This window comes from Nocardia sp. NPDC004582, from assembly GCF_053602115.1.
Genome location: NZ_JBSGCY010000279.1, coordinates 1 through 2,455 on the forward strand (window position 1 = coordinate 1; position 2,455 = coordinate 2,455).

The 2,455-nt window shown below is 72.8% G+C and carries 2 protein-coding genes and 1 pseudogene; all 3 read right to left on the reverse strand.

From position 1 onward, the window contains the following. Window positions 1-714 (reverse strand): annotated as a pseudogene (locus ACWELJ_RS33950) (hypothetical protein); the annotation flags it as partial. Between the two features lie 6 nt (window positions 715-720). Continuing rightward, a complete protein-coding gene (locus tag ACWELJ_RS33955; protein WP_452370150.1) occupies window positions 721-2,211 on the reverse strand; it encodes an SCO6880 family protein in 1,491 nt (496 codons plus the stop codon). Then, on the reverse strand, window positions 2,208-2,342 hold the full coding sequence (locus ACWELJ_RS33960; protein ID WP_452370151.1) for a hypothetical protein: 135 nt from the start codon (window positions 2,340-2,342) through the stop codon (window positions 2,208-2,210). The genes ACWELJ_RS33955 and ACWELJ_RS33960 overlap by 4 nt, the downstream gene beginning before the upstream one ends. Window positions 2,343-2,455: the final 113 nt, after the last annotated feature.

The following is a 2,455-nucleotide window of genomic DNA, read 5'->3' on the forward strand; positions in this document are numbered from 1 at the left end:
GTCGCGACTGCGCTTGCGCTCCATGCGATCCCCCTCGCTCGGTTCCGGCCCGCGCCCGGCCGGCTCGGCGACGACACCGGTCGCCGGGGCCGGCTCGCGCACGCTGTCACCGGGTTCGAGTGCGGGCAGCGCCGGAAGTCGGCGTTTCGGCGTGGTTTCGCTCCGCCCCGCGGCCGCCTGATCGCGACCGGTCGGTTCGACCGCACCGGAAACATCCTGCGTACCAGCGGCTACCGCTGCCTGGGATTCGCCCCGCTCCGGCCGCACCGCGTCCGCGCGCCGCGCGGCCGGTTCCAGTTCACGGTGTTCCGCCGCCGCGCCCGCCTCCGGCGACCTGGCGTCGGTCCCGGCGCCGGAAGCGACCGATTCGGCTGGATCGTCCTGTCGCGCACCGAGAGCCGCGTCGTCCCAGGCGCCGGTGTCGGCACGCCGCACCGCACCGCCGCCCGCACCCGCGTCGGGGCTCGACTCCGCGGCCTCGTCGGTGAACTCCGCCGAGTAGTCGATCGGGGTGTCGCGCCGGAGCATGCGGCGATCCGGGAGGGTGCCGCGGCGGGGGCGGTGCTCGTCGCGCATGACGCGGGAGACGGTGGGCGGGTAGGGATCCGCGTCGTCGTAGGGATCGACGGGAGCCTGGTCCCGCCGCGAGCCGCGGCGCCCGGGAGGCGGGGCGGCGTCGCGTTCGCGGACGGGCGGGTCGAGGTCACGTGACATGGTGGGTTACCCCGCGAGTGCTTTCGGGATGGTGGCGTGTTCGGGGAGGATCACCCCGCAGCCGAGAGAGGCCGCGAAGGCCGCGGCCTGATAGCGGTAGCAGCGGCGGATCTTCAAGCGAGCCTGGGTCGACAGGTCCCTGGTGATCGACTCGATGCGGGGCAGATCGCCGCGCAGCGGTTCGGTGATGGTGACCAGCGCGCCGAAGCGGGTGACGCCGTGGCCGCGGGCCTGCTCCTCGCGGGCCTGCTGGGTGGCGCCGACGCGCAGGGTGGCCGCCGCCGACACCACGCCGCGCTCGGATTGCTGTGCGACCAGGGCGTTCTTGTAGTCGTCGTCCACGATCTGGGCGGCGTCACCGGCCGAGTGCGGGCGGTAGACGATGGTGATCCGTTTGCGCGGCACCTCCGGATTCGGCGCGAGCAGCCGCTGCAGCACGCGCTCGTCGACCGCGCCCTCGGGGGCGGTGTCCATCTCCCAGGTGACCGAGCGGCCGCCGTCGTGGATGAAGTGGTCCCAGCGCTCCTCGTGCGAGACCGGTCCGGCGTCGGCCCAATCCAGGCCGTGCCCACCGGGTTCGCCCGCGGCCACCTCGAGGTCGGCCTGCGAGGCCGGATCGTAGCTGCGGCGGATGAAGGAGATGATGTCGTCGGCGGCCATCGGCTGGCAGCGCACGCCCGCCTCGGCCAGCGCCGCGCAGATGCCGGGCAGCCGGCGGCCGATCTCGACCGCCTCCTCGGCCGGGTTCTTACGCCGTTCCGCGGTGGTGGCCTTGAAGGTGATGGCCACCCGCGGCAGCAGCTGCACCCGTTCCTGCGGCAGCTCGGTGGCCAGCTCGTACATGACCTGCTGGGCCAGGTCGGGGGCCTCGGGCCGGGTGATGGCGGAAACCTCGGTGAGCAAACGGTTTCCGGTCTCGGGCACGGTGTCGATGACCGGCACCACCGCCACGATGTCGGAGGTCTGGCCCAGCGAGGCCAGGAAGGTGCCCCACGCGCCGACCCAGCGGTCGATGACCGGCTGGTCGACGGCCTCGTGCCCCTGTGGCCAGGCCCGCAGCACGACGGTGTACTGGGCGAACTGCGGGAGGTGGATCATGCCGAAGCTGTAGCCGCCCGCGTCGATGCCCTCGTACAGGCGCGACGGGGCCATCAGCCCGGGCAGCCGGGTGACGCCGCCGGGGATCCGCGAGAAGCGCCCGCCCCGATACACGTGCTCGCCCTTGGATCGGCCGCGCAACCAATGGAACATCATCAATCCGTTCTCGTAGCCGGAGCGGCCCCCCGTCCGCCACACCAGTGGAACCATCACGACCGTGCCGATGCCCGCCACCACGGCGGCCGGTTTCGGACCGGCCACCAGCGCCGTCAGCAGCGCGGTGATGACGACGGCGAATCCGACCACGGTCTCGCCCCAGCGCAGGCCGAAAAGGCCGGCGCTGCGGGGCTTCTGCCACAGTCCGTACGAGCGCCGCTCGTAGGTGTCGGTCATCGTCATCGCGGGATGGTGCTCCTGCCGAGGTCGGGTGCACGGTTGGCCCAGCGGTCACCGGCCACGTCGCCCGCGGTCGATTCGGCCTTGCTCAGCGAGGCGGTCGCCGCCCGGGCCTGCGCGACCCGGCTCGCCACCGCGGACGCGCCTGACGGCATTGGTGAGCGGCAGCTGGAGCTCGGCGGGTGCTGCCTTACCCAATTCGCCGACTATTTCAGGTGTTCCAGCCGCGGTGAGCGACGAGACGAAT